10 protein-coding genes are annotated in these 14,365 nt (G+C 69.5%); 4 read left to right on the top strand and 6 right to left on the bottom strand.

Annotated features, from left to right (window positions below):
* Positions 1 to 3: 3 nt before the first annotated feature.
* Positions 4 to 699 carry a tetratricopeptide repeat protein gene (locus AB0L53_RS24145; protein WP_363997705.1) on the top strand — a complete coding sequence of 232 codons (696 nt, stop codon included), beginning with the start codon at positions 4 to 6 and terminating at the stop codon, positions 697 to 699.
* On the opposite strand, the gene AB0L53_RS24140 is transcribed toward AB0L53_RS24145, so the two are convergent.
* A complete protein-coding gene (locus AB0L53_RS24140) occupies positions 688 to 3,591 on the bottom strand; it encodes a BTAD domain-containing putative transcriptional regulator (RefSeq protein ID WP_363997703.1) in 2,904 nt (967 codons plus the stop codon). The two genes, AB0L53_RS24145 and AB0L53_RS24140, sit on opposite strands and share 12 nt — an antisense overlap.
* Before the next feature lie 411 nt (positions 3,592 to 4,002).
* Between AB0L53_RS24140 and AB0L53_RS24135 the strand changes: the two genes are divergently transcribed.
* Positions 4,003 to 4,434 (top strand): hypothetical protein, encoded by a 432-nt coding sequence (locus AB0L53_RS24135; RefSeq protein WP_363997700.1) that lies wholly within the window; start codon positions 4,003 to 4,005, stop codon positions 4,432 to 4,434.
* A 966-nt stretch (positions 4,435 to 5,400) separates the two neighbouring features.
* On the opposite strand, the gene AB0L53_RS24130 is transcribed toward AB0L53_RS24135, so the two are convergent.
* Positions 5,401 to 5,739 (bottom strand): histidine kinase dimerization/phosphoacceptor domain-containing protein, encoded by a 339-nt coding sequence (locus AB0L53_RS24130; RefSeq protein WP_363997697.1) that lies wholly within the window; start codon positions 5,737 to 5,739, stop codon positions 5,401 to 5,403.
* 590 nt (positions 5,740 to 6,329) lie between these two features.
* On the opposite strand from AB0L53_RS24130, the gene AB0L53_RS24125 reads away from it, so the two are divergent.
* Positions 6,330 to 7,178, top strand: coding sequence for a slipin family protein (locus AB0L53_RS24125; protein ID WP_363997694.1), 849 nt, complete (start codon positions 6,330 to 6,332; stop codon positions 7,176 to 7,178).
* Between the two features lie 456 nt (positions 7,179 to 7,634).
* Here AB0L53_RS24125 and AB0L53_RS24120 read toward each other — a convergent pair whose 3' ends face one another.
* From AB0L53_RS24120 to AB0L53_RS24110, 3 genes are all read right to left on the bottom strand, one after another.
* Complete coding sequence (locus AB0L53_RS24120) at positions 7,635 to 7,979, bottom strand: hypothetical protein (RefSeq protein WP_363997691.1); 345 nt, start codon at positions 7,977 to 7,979, stop codon at positions 7,635 to 7,637.
* A 471-nt stretch (positions 7,980 to 8,450) separates the two neighbouring features.
* The gene (locus AB0L53_RS24115; RefSeq protein WP_363997688.1) at positions 8,451 to 8,792 is read right to left on the bottom strand and encodes a hypothetical protein; all 342 of its coding nucleotides are present in this window, start codon (positions 8,790 to 8,792) and stop codon (positions 8,451 to 8,453) included.
* 13 nt (positions 8,793 to 8,805) lie between these two features.
* Positions 8,806 to 10,503 carry a hypothetical protein gene (locus tag AB0L53_RS24110; protein WP_363997685.1) on the bottom strand — a complete coding sequence of 566 codons (1,698 nt, stop codon included), beginning with the start codon at positions 10,501 to 10,503 and terminating at the stop codon, positions 8,806 to 8,808.
* Between the two features lie 248 nt (positions 10,504 to 10,751).
* Between AB0L53_RS24110 and AB0L53_RS24105 the strand changes: the two genes are divergently transcribed.
* Positions 10,752 to 11,546, top strand: a complete 795-nt coding sequence (locus AB0L53_RS24105) for a hypothetical protein (RefSeq protein WP_363997682.1) — start codon at positions 10,752 to 10,754, stop codon at positions 11,544 to 11,546.
* A 134-nt stretch (positions 11,547 to 11,680) separates the two neighbouring features.
* Here AB0L53_RS24105 and AB0L53_RS24100 read toward each other — a convergent pair whose 3' ends face one another.
* Positions 11,681 to 14,362: a sugar-binding protein gene (locus AB0L53_RS24100; protein ID WP_363997679.1), complete on the bottom strand. Its 2,682-nt coding sequence runs from the start codon at positions 14,360 to 14,362 to the stop codon at positions 11,681 to 11,683.
* Positions 14,363 to 14,365 lie beyond the last annotated feature (3 nt).

Below are 14,365 nucleotides of genomic sequence, written 5' to 3'. Positions count from 1 at the left end.
ACGTTGGCGTGCCGCATGACGCTGGCCCGCCAGGTAGGCGCGATGGGCCGCACGGAGGAGGCGCTGGCGCTGGCGGAGGAGCTGGTCGAGGTCGGTACGCGGGTGCACGGGGCGGACAGCGGCATCGTGTTCGGTGGGCGGTTCGAGATCGCGGTCTGGACCCGGTGGGGTGGGAATCCCCGCCGGGCGGTCGAGCTCTGGCAGGAGCTCGCCGCCGACAAGGTCGCGATCGGTGACGGCGAGATCGCTGACACGCTGGACAACATCGAGGCCGCTCTTGAGGAGATCGGCGACCCGCGGCGCGACGCCGATGCCGTCGCCTGGCTCGACGGGCTGGTTGAGCGTGCGTTCCAGGAGGAGGCGCTGAACGGCTGGGGTGCCATGACGCTGTTCACCAACCTGGCTTGGTGGGTGGGCGGCCGGATGGACGGGGCGGGAGATCACGAGCGGGCCAGAGAGATCGCCGAATGGGCCCTGGAGGTGGGCCGGAGCGTGTTCGGCGCCGGTGACGCGCATGTCCTCGCGGGTGAGGTCATCCTCGCGCACCAGCTCGGCAGGCTCGGCGACCCCGAAGCCGCGGTGCGGCGCTGCGCGCGAGTGGCCGAGGACGCGGCCCGGATCTATGGCGAGACCCATCTCCTCACCGGCTTCGCGCGATCAGTACTGCGCCGGTGGAGCCCTCAGGGCTCAGCGGGATGAGGAGATGACGCGGGATGAGGCGACGATGTCCGAGAGCCAGGCTTTCTCCGGTTCGAGCATGGATTCCGCGGACAAGCCGGTCTCCGCCTCCACCTCGGCGATGTCGGCGCGCACCTGTGCCGCCTCGCTGTCGGCCAGGTGGTCGAAGATGGTCAGGGACCTGCGCCAGGTCTCGACGGCCAGCACCGGGCAGCCGGTCGCCGCCAGGGCCTGACCGAGGATGTGCAGGGTGCGAGCCTCGGTGTTGCAGTCGCCGATCTCACGGCTGCGGTCGAGCGAGCGGAAGCACCAGCGGATCGTCTCCTCGTGATCGCCCAGCGCGGCGTACGTGATGCACATGTCGGTCAGCGCGATGCCCTCGCCCCAGAGATTGTCGATCGCGCGGAAGGCGGCGAGCGCGGACAGATGGTGCTGGAGCGCCGTACGCGGCTGACCGAGAGCGAGCAGCGCCCGGCCGAGCCCGGCCGAGGCGATGGCCTGCCCCCAATGATAGCCGAGGTCGGTGAAGATGGCCAGCGCCTCCCGGTGGCACACGACGGCCGCCTCCGCCGCGTCCAGGTCCCGATGCACCAGGCCGAGCGTGTTCAGCGCGTTGCCCTGGCCCCACCGGTCGCCGAGATCACGCTGGAGCGCCAGCGCGATCTCGGCGTGCGGGAGCGCGTCCTTGAACTGCCTGCGGTCCCAGTGAGCCAGCGCGAGGCTGGTGCGGATCGTGGCTTCGGCGTGCGCGTCGCCCAGCAGCAGCGCGGCCTCCAGGCCGATCTCGTTGCTGGAGATCCAGGAGTCCCAGTGCTTACGCAGGTTGAAGAAGCTCCACAGCGCGCACGGCAGCTGCCATGCCACGCCGTACTGGCCGAGCGTGAAGGCCCGCCGTACGGCGGCCATGAGGTTGGCGTGCTCGGTCTGGAGCCAGCACAGCGCGGCGTCGTAGCCGGAGAAGGTGTACGGCTCGCACGACGGCTCCAGCGGCGGGAGCGGAAGGCCCTGATGCTGGGGGTTGAGCACCTGATCGGCCTGGTCGACGGTGTGGAGGTACCACGACAGCAGGCGCTTGACCGCGGCCAGCCGGTCGGCGTCGGACTCCTCCGCCTCGACCCGTTCGCCGGCGTAGACGCGCATCAGGTCGTGCATGCGATACCGCTCGACGCCGCCCGTCTCCAGCAGGCACCGGTCGGTCAGGATCTCGGCCAGCCGCCGTGCCTCGGCGGGCGGAACCCCGATCAGCGCCGCGGCGGCGCCGACCCCGAACTCCGTCCCGCTGTGCAGCCCGAGCAGCCGGAACGCCCGCGCGGCCCGCGGATCGAGCGCCTGGTACGACCACGAGAACACCGCCCGCAGGCTCATCTGCGGATCGTCGTCCACGTCGAGCAGGTCGAGGCGGGACCGCTCGTCGCGCAACTGGGCGACCAGGTCCGCCAGCCGCGCGCCGGACCGCCGGGTCACGTGCTCGGCGCTGATCGCCAGCGCCAGCGGAAGGTGGGCGCACAGCCGGGCCAGCTCGGCCGCGGCCGCGGCCTCGGCGGACACGCGCCCGGCGCCGAGGATCTTGCCCAGGAGCGTCTGCGACTCCGCCTCAGGCAGCCTGCGCAGGAAGACATGCCGCGCGTCATCGTGTACGGCCAGCCCGGCCAGGCGGGTGCGGCTGGTCACCAGCACCAGGCAGTCCGATCCGGGGAGCAGGGGCCGTACCTGGGCGGTGTTGCGGGCATTGTCCAGCAGCACCAGCACCCGCCGCCCGGCCAGCGTGCTGCGCAGCAGCGCGGAGCGGGCCTCGACCGCCGTGGGGATCTGGTCGGCGGGTACGTTCAGGGACCGCAGCATCATCTCCAGGGCGGTGGCGGGCGCCATCGGCTCGCCGGGGCCGAACCCGCGCAGGTCGATGTGCAGCTGCCCGTCGGGGAAGCGCTCCCGCACCTGGTGAGCCCAGTGCACGGCCAGCGCGGTCTTGCCGACCCCGCCCGCGCCGCCGATCGCCGCGATGACGATGGGCCGGTGCTCCCCCTCTTCCGGAAGTAAGTCGTACAGCTTCGCCAGGTCCGTGTGGCGGCCGGTGAACCGGGTGAGGTCGGACGGCAGCTGGCGCGGCACCGGGGCCGGGGGAGGGGTCTCGGGGGCCCACGTCGTCGTCAGAGGAATGCCGTTCAGCACGGCCTGCTGGAGACGCCGCAGCTCACTGCCGGGATCGATGCCGAGCTCCTCTCGCAGCAGGACGGCGACGTGGCGGTAGACCTCGAGCGCCTCGGCCCGGCGCTCGGCGAGATGGAGGGCCAGAACCAGTTGTTCCCACAGCCGCTCGCGCAGCGGGTGCTCGGCGGTGGCGGCCTTGAGGTCCGCGATGATCTCCTCGTGGCGGCCGGTCCGCAGCCCGAGGTCGAACCAGCGCTCCAGCAGCCGCATCCGCTCCTCTCCCAGCCGGGGCACCTCGTCGCGGTGCAGCGACTCCGACGCCACGTCGACCAGCACCGGGCCCCGCCACAACCCGAGCGCCTCGCGCAGCAGACCGGACTCTCCCGGCTGGTCGCCCGCCCCCGCCGCCCGCGTCGCCTGTTCGGCGAGCTCGCGGAACCGCTCGACGTCGAGGGTGTCGGCGTCGGCCCGCAGGATGTATCCCGCCCCCATGGTCTCGATCAGCGGCCGCCCGTCGGCGCCGTCGTCCAGTGCCCGGCGCAGCCTGGTCATCTGGGTGTGCAGGGCCGCGCGCGCCTGCTTGGGCGCGTCGTCGCCCCACACGTACTCGATGAGTTTGTCGGGCGATACATGGTGGTTGGCGTTCACCAGCAGCGTCGCCAGCGCGATGCGCTGCTTGGCCGCCGAGAGCCGCACCGGCCGGCCGTCCCGTGTTATCTCCAGTGGTCCCAGCACACTGAACCGGATCCCCGTACCCGTTTCCATCCGTGGACCTTTCCGCGATCTCCCGAGGGTGTGCGCGCCATCCCCAATGACACGATCACCTGTTCGCACTCTCCACCATGCAGCAAGGAAGGACGGTTTCCGCGCGTACCGGAATACATCCTGTCCGGAGTTCTACTTCGTAGCCATCCTTAATACGGCCGCCCCGTGCTGCGACGACAGGTTGCCGAAAGGATGACGTCAGCCTTTTGACAGGACCGCTGTTTACCGTGATGACGACAAGGGGTCAGGAATTTCACGTAGACCAGGGGGAGAAACATGCAGAAAAGACATCTAGGGGTGGCTGCGGCGTCGGCCATTCTACTCGCCGGCGGCTTTGTGTCCGCGCCCAGCGCGTCGGCGGCGCCCGTGTCCGCGACGGCACGTCCGGCTGGGGCCGCGTCTGTGTCCGCGATGGCACGTCCGGCGGGGGCCGCAGCGGTGGCAGCGGCGGCGGCGCGTCCGGCGGTGGCCGCGGCCGATCCCATCGACTGCGGCGGATGGTGGCACTTCACGGGCAACGACCCGAAGTCCGCCCGCATGGTCCGCTGGGGCGGCTCCAACGGACGCCCGCAGTTCAACCTCATGTACGGCAAGATCCAGGGCATCCAGCACGGCTGGGCCCAGCTGTCCGGCGCCAAGCAGGGCGACTGGGTCACCCTTGACGTGACCAGCGACGGAGGCCGTACCTGGGGCTACTGCGGTCCGTTCGAGGCCCGTTGGGACGGGGACATCGTGATCACCCCCGCCGCGCGCACCTCGAGCGACCCGAACCTGCAGTTCCGCGCCTGCGGGGCACCGAGGGGCGTGCCCGGCAGCCGGGCCATCTGCACCGCCCCCTGGTGACAGGGACCGCGTCCTGGCCACCGCACCGCACCCATCGGCCAGGACGCGGCTCTCGGCGGCTGAGCCGGTGCGGCCCTCGGTGGCCGCACCGCAGGGGCCCGGCGGCGGCCCTGGATGGGGACACCGCACGCGGTCCTCGGCGAGCAAGACCCGAGTCTGACTGGGGCGGTCAGATTTGGGCTTGCTCGCCGGAAGACCTCGCAAACAAGATCTATTGTCAGGAGATGTCCGCTCCGAAAGGGGAAACTCAAAAGCCCCGATCCTCGGCCGAGGGGGCAATGACACCGCCTGGGTGCAGGGGAAGGCGGCGACCGCTGACCTCGTTCAGGGACAGCCGTACGAACACCGGTTCGGCCATCGCGACCCAGGGCGCTTGCACGCAGCCTCTCATGTGACTCGTCAGCCGCACGTCAGGCTTCGCCGCTGTACGCCTACGCACTCCTTCCGGGCACTTCAGAGGGTTTGCGGGTGGGTGGGCGTCATTTGTGCGATGGGGAAGCGAAGAGACTGCCGCGCATGCGGCCGCGGGCAGATCAAAGGCGGCAGCAACCCGCCCAGGGCCGCATTCGGCTATTGGAAGAGGAGGTGGATATCGCTTTCGGTCGCGCTGTGGGTGACGACGAGAACGGTGTCGCGGCCGCGAGCCGCATCAGGCCGATGGTGTCGGTGGTGCCGGCGGCCTCCTCGATCAGGGACACCAGCGGGGTCGCTGCGGGAAGCGCTACGTCGACACCCCAGCGCCGATCGAAAAGCCACATGTTGTCAGGATTGTTGATGCGGGCGAGGACCCAGCCAACGACCTTGGTTGTCTGTGAGCATGCAGCCGAACGCCAACGTCGGAATGTGCATGGGCCTCGTGCGGTCAAGGTCTTCTTGTCTGGTGGGTCTGCCTCGGGCTCGCCGGTAACGGGAATGAGCCCGGCGATCTGCCAGGCTCACCTCATGTTGGGCAGGCAAGAGTGCTTTCTAGTCGATCGTGGCCACGTCCGGGGTCGGGCCCTCCTTGGTGAGAGAACTGAGTCTGTCAAGGTCGAAGAGGGTGCGTCTGAGGTCGACGACGGCGTGATCCAGCCCGCCGATGGCGCGAGTGATTCGTGTTCTGGCCTGGGCATCGTCGGTCAGGGAGAGGGCGGCGTGCAGGTCCAGGCTGACGATGAAGATCTGATTGACCAGGATGTCGTGCAGGTCGGAGGCGATGCGGTAGCCGTCTGCGACAGGGTTCTGCGGCGCATGAACGGGGGCGTTCACGTGACCGGCAAGGCCGATTTCACGCGGATGGGTCTGACCGAAATCGGTGCCGTGCATGGCGGCGTTCCTCGCTGCGCCAACCGGCTCGCCGTCCCGCCGACCGGAAGGGTTTCCGGGCGGCCGGTCCAGTGGTCGCCGACGCTGGTGGGCGATCGTGAAGCGATGACCATGACCGCGACAGCGCCCGTCGTCCGCCGTGGACTCCACATCCCTGGCCGTCGGGGAAGGCGATGGGATGGCCTGCGCTGCCGTGGACTGGTGGATGCCGCCGGGGGCTGGGGCAACGCCTGGTGCCGGACCCGGCAGAAGGCGGCCCGGCTGGTGTGTCGTGCTCCTCCTGATCTCGACCCTACGCCTCTTGCGGTCCGAAAAGCACGCTCTGGGCGGTGCAACCTGATGACGGCTCACGGGCGAGGAGCGAAGCGCCTGCCTTCTCGCGACAGGGCAGAGGGTCCCACCCCGCGCCGCCGAACGCCCCTCGCGGTCGTGCCGGCTGAGGTCTTTCGCCTCTGGCGGCCAGGCGCGCCCGGCTGGAGGCTTCCGGTAAGGGGATCGCCCACAGGGCGTCCATCAGCCGGGTTGACGAGGATGTCTCGTCGATCCTGCCGGACCCGGCGATCTCCGCTGGCGAGCGAACGGAGCTGACCATGAACGGCTGGACCATCCCTGCGATCATCGTGGCCGTGCTGCTGCTGATGTTGGCGCTGGCGGTGCGGATCGTCAAGCAGTACGAGCAGGGCGTGCTGTTCCGCCTGGGCCGGGTGCTGGGCGTACGCGAACCAGGCCTGCGGTTGATCATTCCGCTCGTCGACGTGCTGCGCCGAGTGTCTATGCGGATCGTCACGATGCCGATCCAGTCCCAGGGCATCATCACCCGCGACAACGTCAGCGTCGACGTGTCCGCGGTCGCCTACTTCAAGGTGGTCGATGCGATCAAGTCGGTCGTGGCGATCGAGAACGTCCGCGCGGCCATCGACCAAATCGCCCAGACCACGCTGCGCAAGGTCGTCGGCCAGCACACCCTGGATGAGACGCTGTCGGAGACCGACCGCATCAACCTGGACATCCGCCAGATCCTCGATGTCGCCACCGTCGCATGGGGGGTGGAGGTGACCTTGGTGGAGCTGAAGGACATCCAGCTCCCCGACAGCATGAAGCGCGCCATGGCCCGCCAGGCAGAGGCAGAGCGTGAGAAGCGCGCCAAGATCATCAACGCGGAGGGTGAGCACCTGGCCGCCGCCGCGCTGGGCGAGGCCTCCGACATCATGATGGCCCACCCCCTGGCGTTGCAGCTGCGCAACCTGCAGAGCCTGGTCGAGATCGGCGTGGACAAGAACAGCACAGTCGTCTTCCCCGCCCCTCTGATGACCACCATCGCCGAACTCGGCGCCTTCCTCGCCCGTGAGCAGAAGGCCGCCGCCCAACCCGTCCCCGCCAAGGACGTCGCCGTCCCGGTCGAGGTTCCTGCGGGCAACGGCACCGTAGAGATCGCCTGAGCAGGGGCGGATGAACGCAGTGCGGCTGTCGACTCCGCGGCATGAGCTCGCACGGCCTGCAGTGCCTCAACACCGCGTCACTGAACGCGCTGGCCGACGACTGGAAGGCCGACGTGCTGCACATCTCCATGTACATCCAGGAGGACGGCTACGAGACCAACCCCCGCCTGTTCACCCGACCGAGTGGGCACTTCTCGCCTCAAGGCGGCCGGCGTCTGGGTCCGCGACCGGGTCCGCACCCCCGACGATTTCTGACCCACGTCGCGCCCGTCCATGGGACGGACGCCACGACGGACGGTTCTCCAACTATCTCGGCTGGACCCGAAAAGGAGAACACGGGACCACGGACAGCCCGTGGTCCCGTGTCTATTGATCAGGGGTTTTTACTCATCGGCAGTGGCCTGGTAGACCGTGCCATCGTCGCGCTCGCCGGGAACCCGGGGAGCAGTTGGATGGTCAGGACAGAGTGTCTTCGACCTTGACCTGGCCGCCCTGGATGACCCACTTCTGGTTGCGGTGGTTCACGCACGTCCACAGGCGCACGGCGGTGCCGTTGGCCCGGTTATCGGTGGCGTCCAGACACATCGGGGTCGGCGCTGCGGACGCGGCCTGCGTGCCGTTCAAGTGCTGGGTGGCGGCCGATACCGGCGCGGCTGCCAGCGTCAGCGAGGCCGCGCTGATCACCGTCGCGGCCAGCAGGCGGACGGGGGCCTGGGATGCATGGGGATTCCTCCTCGGCAGTGGTTGCCGGCCAGGGCGTCGACTCTGGGAAGTCATGTCGGCGCCCGAAACCATCGACAATCACTTAGAGTAGTTAATAAATAACTGAGAGTGATATGGCGTGACGGTGAGATGCCCTGAACCAGGGACATAGATGTGGGGGTGGAGGCGAACCAGCCCTCCGTGCGTCGGTGGCCGAGATCGTGAAGGAATCGGCCGGAGTCCCCGGTCCCCGTCACCTGCCCGGTCGACATCGGCGGGTAGGGAGGTCGCCAGGTCTGTACCCGCTCTTCCGCTCCGAGAGGGTGTCCGTCCATGGGGCCGCCGCCACAACGGAGGGTCTCCGCCTTCTCTCCCCGGAGGGTCTCTCCTTGTGGACCCAAGCCAAGACGGACCTCCTTCCATCTCTCCCCAGAGGGGTCCCTCAATGGGGACCCCAGCCACGTCAGACCGCTTCCCTTTCCCCCCGAAGGGGGTATCTCTCAAAGGACCCCAGCCACCACGGACCGTCACAGGGATCGAGACGATCGTGTGACGAGACAGCCAGGGGTCCTAGGAGAACAGCTCGCGGATCTTGCCGATGACCTCGACGATGACCGACACCTCGGCCGCCCTGAGCGAGAGCCGCTTCAGGGCGTCGAGGATGCGCGACCGGTCCGGCTCGGCCTCGGCCAGCTCCCGCCGGACGTCGGCCGCGTCCCGCCGCGCCTTGCCGGGCTCGTCCACGACCGACTCGTGCTCGCCGAGCAGCCTGTCCAGCTGGTCCAGGAGCTGCTCGGCCGTACCAGGCGCCGGCGAGCCCAGGTTGTTGACGGTGGCGCGGGCGTGCGTGCCCATGGCGATGGGCCCATTGACCTGGCCGCCGGTGATGTGTACGCCGTATTCCGTTCCCATAGGGGCCTCCCTGCTAGTCACGTGCCTGGCCGTAGGTCGCCGACGCGTGCTCGCCGAAGGCGATCGGGCCGTTCACCGTGCCGCCTGGGCCCACCGACATCGAGTACGAGGTCACGCTGGCCGCCTGCAGCCGGTAGGCGCCGGTCTCCACCTTCCGCTCCTCCAGGAAGTCGAGGACCGCCTCGGTGAGCCGCTGCTCGATCATCTTGATGTACTTCGTGACGTCGAGCACCTGGATGTGGGTCTGGAGGCGCTCGCTGGCGCCGAGCTCGCGGACGCTGAAGCGGGCGCCGTACGGATAGACGATGTGGTCGCAGGGGTTCGGTGTCATCGCGCTCTGCCGTACGCTCTGCACGATCGTCCGGACGACCCGGACCGGAGCCGCCAGCACGTCGCGCAGCAGCTGGAGCTTCAGGACCTTGACCGCCTCCCAGGTGATCCGCCCGCTGGTCATGGCGGGCAGGCTGTCGACCACGTGATAGAGGTCGTGGGCCGGCGGAAGTACGGTGACCACGAACTGCGTGTAGAGCATTCGGCCTTCGACGGCGAGGTAGATGAACGCGGATGTCAGCGCCTCCTGGTCCTCGGCCGGCGCGACCAGGTTGCCGTTGAGGTCGCGGATCTCCTGGCCGGCGTTGTTGATCGTTACTCGTTGGTAGTAGCGGACGCCGCCCTGCGGATGGCGGGCGATCGCCGCGATCTCCTCGGGGGTGGCCAGGTAGCGGGGCAGGCCGTTCCGGTCGATCATCGGATGCGGCCCGGCCGCCCGGTCGCGCTGCCCGTCGGCGACGGTGAAGATCCCGCGCGTCACCACGTGATCCCCGATGTCGAGCCGCTGGATGCCCTCGTTGGGCCGGAGTACGCGGTCACGCATGTCGATGAGGCGGCTGCGGACGAAGCCGTGCAGTTCAACCGGGTCGATGTCGACGGGGTCCGCTCGCCGCGACGGCCGGTGGTTCTCGCGTACGCGGTCGAGTTCGACGGCGATGGACCAGTTTCGCTGGATCGCCCCGGCTCCGAGGAAGGCGTCCTCGTTCGCGTACATGGTGATGTTTCCCCACTGCGCGCCGCGGATGTAGTCGAGGCGGCGGGCCAGTTTGGGGTGCGTGGTTCTGATGATGGGTTCCGGTGCGCCCGGCTTGAGGCTCCCGACGAGGGTCAGGTAGATCGCGATCCGGTACACGAGCGCGACGCCGAGCGTGACGGCTGGAACCATGAGCGCTTGCAGCAGGGAGCCGGTGCTGTCGCTCACGATATCCGGAGCAGCAGGCTCAATTCCATATATATCGGGAAATGATGAGCGGCGTGAGGTGGGCAAGCCCGTCGCCGCGGAGAAGAGTGCGCTGAAGATCGCCAGAAAGGCCAGCGAGAAGGCCGAGTAGCCGGCCCAGAGCCAGATCAGCGCCCGCACGTACAGCGGCCCGCGCCGGATTCCGTCCACAGTGAGAAGGGCGAACGGGATAAGGGTCGTCAGCCAGGCGAATGTGCTCAACGGGGCAACAAAGCAACCGATGGCGAAAAATCCGGTGATTAGGGCGTCGCGGACCACGAGCATCGTCCGGGACCGCCGGCAGTGATAGATCACCGGCATCAGGTCGAAACCCCCATAGGAGGGAGGGATCGCCCGATGCTGGTCGAACAGCAGCTCAGCCAGAACTTTGTCGCGGAAGCCGCTATCCAGATAGGCCGCGGCGCAGAGATAACGCGTCACATTACCCATGCGAGACGTTTTCGCATTCGAGGTCCGCGCGTGCAGGGAATCTGTTCCGGAGCTGTCGAGCATCGAGGCCGCCTCCCGCTCATTCGTGCGTGCGGGTGAGCCTATAGTGGGCGAATATCTCAAGAGCGGCTCGTTATCAAATAGTCTTCTTTCGGTAATGCGGGCGGCCGTCGACACGACGAATCACAAATAAAGCATTTGTCCTGGTTTTTCGGGATTAATTAGGGAGAGGTGCATTGGTGGATGAATCGGGCTCCGGCCGCCTTTGTGGGCGATGCGGGGCCGACGCCGGGAACCTCGACCGGTGCCCGAGGTGTGGAGCTGCCCTCGCGGAGCCACCGGCGCGGGCGGACGGTGGGGAATGGGACCCCTGGGATCGGCCGCGCCCCTGGACGTCGCTGGTCTTCCTCGGCCTGATCCTGCCGGCGCTCGCCCTCGGGCTGGTCTGGTGGCTCGCCTCCGGTCTCCCCTGGCCCTCCGGTGAAGGAGACACTCAGGCGCGGCAGGACGAGGTGCCCGTGCTCACCGATGCCACCGGCGCGACCTCAGCACCGGCGACCGACGCCGGATCACCGGCGGCCGACACCGACCAGGCCGCCCGGCAGGCCACCGGTCTGGATGATCTGCTGACCAACAGCCACTCGACCCGCGCCAGCCTGTCGGGGGCCATCGCCCGCGCGAGCAAATGCGAGCGGAGCGGCATGAACGCCATCCAGAGCATCACCGTCAACCGACGCGACCAGCTGACCATGGCCCAAGCGCTCGACCTGACCGCCCTGCCGGAAGGCCCCGCGCTCAAGGAGTCCCTCGTGGCCGCGCTCCACGCCTCCTACTCCGCCGACGCCGCCTTCCTCACCTGGGCCCGGCGCCACCTGGCGAAGGGCTGCACCGGACCCATCGCCCAGGATCCCGACTACCAGCGCGGCCTCGACAAATCGGGCGACGCCCAGACGGCGAAAGCCCGATTCGTCGAGGCGTGGCGCCCCATCGCGGAAACCTACGGCCTGACCCACTGGAAGGCCGACGACATCTAAAGGCCGCATCTAGAGGCCGCATCTAGAGGCCGCATCTAAAGGCGACGTCTAACGGCGGCAGCCCGCAGGATCGGTCAGATGCCCGGCGTCCGCATCGTCGAGACGAGGGTTCGACGATGCGGACGCCGGCGCTGTCAGCGCACGCGGACCTGGGAGGCCAGCGTGCCGCCGCTCGTTGCCTGCCATCCCGCCACCACTGTCGGGTGGCCGCCCGTCGCACGGGTCAGGGGTACGGTCACGGTCGTGGTGCCCTTACCGGAGACGGTGACGACGCGGCTGCCCGCCGTGCCCTGGTCGTCGCGGACGAACAGGTGCGCCTTACCGGCGGCGTTGGCGCGCAGCGTTACCTTCACGGCGTTCCGTCCGCTCGTGGCGGAGACCACCCGGCCGCTCTCCGACTCCTTCGCCGCGGGACCGCCGGCGAGCGGGAGGTGGACGCGGACCGCCTGCTCCAGCGACTGCGGCGAGTCCAGGCTGGACAGGCCGGTGTCGGGGATCACCGGGTCGGGCGGGGTGGTCGGCCGGTCGGCCGGCGGCTGGTAGCCCGGTAGCGTCGCGACGCCCCACCGGTACGGGTCACCCTGGACGCCACCCCAGGTCGACCAGCCGATCCGGGTCTGGCCGGTCTTGTCCTGGGTGTCGGAGTCGTACACCAGGATGTTGAGCCCGAGATGCGCGGGATCGACCGCTCCCGGCAGGGTCCCCATCGGGATGGCCATCTCCACGTCATACGCCCCGGCGGAGACCTTCGAGGCCACCCGCATGCCGGTGGCGGGTCCCTGGTGGTTGTCGGCGTCGCGCAGCGCGCAGGGCGGACCCTCGGCCGTCACCGGCAGCACCGCGGCCTTGAACGTCGTGGAGGTGTTCTCCGACGTGCCGCGCGGGTCGAGGGTCACCTCCACCGAGTCGGTACGCCAGTGCCGCTTGCAGTCGGAGACGGGCAGGCGGGTGCCGACGACGTCGTCCTTCACGTGGACCATCAGGAACAGCGTGTCGTCCCGCCAGGTCACCTTGGCCGTGCCGGAGCAGTCCGCGGCCGACGAGCACGCGGTGCCCTCCCACAGGCGGGAGATGTCGAGGGCGGGGCCGGCGTATTCGCCGTCGCCCTCCACACCGTCGACGGCCGGCGCCGCCGTGGCCTGCTGGATGGCCGCCGCCGGGACCAGTTCGAGCGCGGGCTTGCTCACCGACGAGCCGTCCGCGCTGGTGGTGGTGATGGTGTAGGTGTAGTCGCCGCCCTGGTTCGAGGTCTTGAGCGAGGGGTCGGAGTTGGTGACGGTGAACGGCACCGTCGTCGAGGCCCCGGCCGCCAGGCCGCTGTAGGGCGCTTCGGCGCGGTCGGTGGTGAAGCCCGCGGGCAGGTCCAGCCGTACCGTGCCGGACTGGGTGGTGCCGCTCACGTTGGTGACCACGACGCCCACCTGGCGGGAGCCGCCGGACGGGAGGGTGAGCACGGGCGTGACCAGGCCGCGCAGCTGCGGCACGCCGAGTTCGGCGGTCCACTTCTCGTACTGGGCGACCTGGGGGAGCAGTTGCTGCCCACCTCGTACGGCCGGGCTGACCTCGACCTGCCGGTCGGTGTAGCCGCGTCCGCGCTCGGTGGTCAGCGTGGCCGCGAGGCGAGCCCGGTCACCGGCGCTCGCGCCCTGGGGCGGCGTCACCGTGAACGTCGCGGATCCCGTACGCCCCTGGGCGATGCTGCCGAGGTCACCGGAGCCGCTGACCTGCCAGCCCTGGGGGGCGCGCAGTGCGGCGGACGATCGGCCGAGCGGTTCGCCGGACGGGGCGGTCGCGGTGACCTTGACGGTGAAGGCCGTGCGCGGGCGGACGTCGAACGTACTGGGCCGCAGATCGAGCAGGGTGCCGAGTGGCACGGTGCCGGCCGCGCGGGTCAGCGCGCCGTCGAGGATCGCCGTCGGCGCGGTCGCCGCGGCGCTGCCCGGCTCGGGGAAGGGCACCCGCGAGTCCACCTGGGTGAAGAAGTCGCAGCCCAGCTGGGCCGGGTCGGACGGCACGTCGGGGAAGACGGCCCAGCCCTGGGAGGCGTACGAGCGCTGGGCCTCGCGTTCGATGGTGGCCCAGGTCTTGCCGCCCTGGCTCTGGGAGGGGCGTCCGCTCCACACGCCGTACACGTTCTGGGCCGGGTTGGTGGGGCGGAACGTCGCGGCGCAGGCCGGACCGACCTGGGAGGTGCCGCGCCCGCCGCCGAGGAACAGCCGGGCGGGTGCGAAGGGCCGCAGCCCCTCACGGGTGAGCTGCTCGGGGAACGCCTTCGGGTCGGCCGCCGCGTAGAACGCCTCGACGGCCAGCCGGGCGGCCTGCTGGTGGTTCCCGTGGTTGCCGGGGGAGGGGGCCGGGTCCATGGTCAGCATGACCTCGGGCCGGGTCTGGCGGACGACCCGTACGACCTTCTCCAGGGTGTCGTCCCCCCAGATCTGGTCGGTGAGCGGGGCGCTGACCGTGTAGTAGAAGTCGACGTCGTCGAGGTTGAACACCTCCCGCACACCGGCCTTGCCGACCGCGGTCCGCTCCTCGGCCTCCCGCAGCAGGCCGAGCGCCGGGCCTTCCTCCGGCCCGACGGCGTTGCCGCCGCCCTCACCTCGGGTGACGGTGACGACGCCGGCGCGGACCCGGTGGTCCTCGTTCCACTGGCCGAGCGTGGAAAGACTGAACGCCTCGTCGTCGGGATGGGCGCCGACGAACAGCGCGTCGAGGTCAATCGGGGGAGCGGGAGCATGTTCGGCCAGCGCGGGCGCCGCCGGTACGAAAGCCAGCGCGGCGGCCACCGCTACCAGCGCGTAGAGCGACCTCTTCAAGGG

Origin of the sequence: Nonomuraea sp. NPDC052129, from assembly GCF_040680095.1 — a bacterium.
Taxonomy (GTDB): domain Bacteria; phylum Actinomycetota; class Actinomycetes; order Streptosporangiales; family Streptosporangiaceae; genus Nonomuraea.
Note: the sequence above shows the minus strand (reverse complement) of the source record. Positions and strands in the feature narration are given on the sequence as shown.

Bases quoted from the DNA above. Each gene is read 5' to 3' on its own strand.
- AB0L53_RS24140 (WP_363997703.1), bottom strand. From the start codon at position 3,591: ATGGAAACGGGTACGGGGATCCGGTTCAGTGTGCTGGGACCACTGGAG.
- AB0L53_RS24135 (WP_363997700.1), top strand. From the start codon at position 4,003: ATGGCACGTCCGGCGGGGGCCGCAGCGGTGGCAGCGGCGGCGGCGCGT.
- AB0L53_RS24130 (WP_363997697.1), bottom strand. From the start codon at position 5,739: ATGCACGGCACCGATTTCGGTCAGACCCATCCGCGTGAAATCGGCCTT.
- AB0L53_RS24125 (WP_363997694.1), top strand. From the start codon at position 6,330: ATGAACGGCTGGACCATCCCTGCGATCATCGTGGCCGTGCTGCTGCTG.
- AB0L53_RS24115 (WP_363997688.1), bottom strand. From the start codon at position 8,792: ATGGGAACGGAATACGGCGTACACATCACCGGCGGCCAGGTCAATGGG.